This window comes from Methanospirillum stamsii (assembly GCF_003173335.1).
Classification (GTDB): domain Archaea; phylum Halobacteriota; class Methanomicrobia; order Methanomicrobiales; family Methanospirillaceae; genus Methanospirillum; species Methanospirillum stamsii.
Map to the genome: position 1 here is coordinate 1 of NZ_QGMZ01000069.1, position 2086 is coordinate 2086.

Annotated in this window: 2 protein-coding genes; both read left to right on the plus strand. The window is 39.3% G+C overall.

Annotated elements, in window-relative coordinates; all coding sequences use genetic code 11:
• A partial coding sequence (gene istA, locus DLD82_RS17780; protein ID WP_109942473.1) for an IS21 family transposase occupies positions 1-1363 on the plus strand: 1363 nt, incomplete at its 5' end.
• A 2-nt stretch (positions 1364-1365) separates the two neighbouring features.
• Positions 1366-2082, plus strand: a complete 717-nt coding sequence (gene istB / locus DLD82_RS17785; RefSeq protein WP_109942474.1) for an IS21-like element helper ATPase IstB — start codon at positions 1366-1368, stop codon at positions 2080-2082.
• Positions 2083-2086: the final 4 nt, after the last annotated feature.

The window sequence follows — 2086 nt, forward strand, 5'->3', positions numbered from 1 at the left end:
CGATGTTCAGGAAGGGATTTTAGAAGAATTAAAGCCAGGGACTCGGATCATAATCCAACCTAAAAGGGTTGTTAATGAAGAACTTGTTCAGATTGTTCACAATTACCTTCAAGATAATCAGATCAAACCGCGTAAACAACGTTTATCTGCGGCGGAGATTCATCGACTTGTTCAAGGCCGAGGATTTCAGGTAGGTTATACTTCAATCAAAACTCTTGTCCAGGATTGGAAAGAAAGTCATCGTCATCGAGAAGTCTTTGTCCTGCAGGATCCACCAGAAGGATATCGTGCTGAATTTGATTGGGGTTTTGTTGACCTGACACTTGGTAACATTGTCCAAAAAGTATCTCTTGCGATTTTTACTGTTAATTATAGTCAGTACCGCTTTGGTCGGCTTTTCCTGAATCAAACAACTTTTGATGTTATTCAGGCTCATATTGACTTTTTCACCGATATTCAAGCAGTTCCCCAAGTGATCGTGTATGACAACGCCACCACGATCTACGATATCCGTAGAAAACAGTATAATCAAAGATTTCTTCTTTGTGCAACTCATTACCAATTTAAACCTCAAGTGTGCAATCCTGCCTCACCTCACGAAAAGGGTAGCACAGAGAAGTCTGTATCAGTCGTTAGGAAAGCTGCTTTCAGTGAGAAAAATCGTTTCACTTCTCTTTCAGAAGCAAATGATCATCTTCGAAACTGTTTGAAAGGTATCAATAACCAACGGGTACATAGACGAACCGAGGTTCCGGTTCAACTTCTCAAAGAAGAACGATCTGAAATGTTCCCTCTTCCTTCTCTTGAATTTTCGAATTATGAACTTCGTAACTGTTCTATAAACCGGTATAATCTGATCGAAATTTACAAGAACTTCTATTCAGTTCCAGATTCATTTTGTTCAAAGACAATCCTTGCAAAGATTTTCGCCGACCGGATTGAGATGATGGATCATGAGGATGTTATTGCAGTACATGTACGAAAAATCGGTCGAGGAGAGTATTCGTTACAAACAGGTCATTATCTCATGACCTTAGGACGTAAACCTGGGGCAATACGACATTCAAAGATTCTTCGTTCGCTTGATCAAGAGATATTACAACTCTTTGAGATGCATTACATAGATAAACCCAAGGAATTCCTACCAATTCTTGAATTAATTCGTGATTCATCTCCAGAAGCCGTGGTTTACGCACTTGAAATCTGCAAAGATCGGGATCTGTTTGTAACACCTGATCTGTTGAAATTACTGATATTTGAACCTAAATCCCGTATGATGGAGACAGATGGATGGAAAATCTGTGAGTTTGAGGTTCCAGAACCAGATCTCCTTGTTTTTGACAAAAAAATTGGAAGAGAATGATTATGACGGATATTTCATTACAGGATTATTGCAAAACTCTGCATATCTCAACGGTTTATTCTGTTTATGAGGAAAAATATGCAGAAAATCTGGAAGTAACTAATTTTTTGAAGGAAGCTCTTTCTTCAGAGTTCCATTCCAGAAAGATCAATCGACAGATGAAAGCCCTAAAACAAGCTGGGTTTCCAACAGTTAAACGATTTGAAGATTTGAACCTTGATGCACTACCTGATGATGGGCGTCGATCGATACCGGATCTTCAATCACTTGAGTTCTTGAAGGAACGAAAAAACCTGATTTTAATCGGAAATTCTGGTACAGGAAAGACCCATTGTGCGATTGCAACCGGAGTCCATGCCTGTTTAAACGAGTATAAGGTAGTGTTCAGAACGGCAGCAATGCTGATAAATGAGCTCTATGAAGCAAAAAAACAGAGTCGATTGTCAGTCGTGATTAAAAAGATGAAGGTGGCGGATCTGTTGATTATTGACGAATTAGGCTACATTTCGTTTGATCTCGAAGGAGCTGAATTGTTGTTTCAGTTACTGGCAGCCAGGTATGAAACTCAAAGTACATTGGTTACATCCAATCTCATGTTTTCAGAATGGGTAAGGATATTCCATGACAAGACACTGACTGCCGCTTTACTTGATAGGATAACTCATCGAGCTCTCATACTGAATATGAGTGGAACGAGTTTCAGAAGGAGAGAAGACTAAAAAC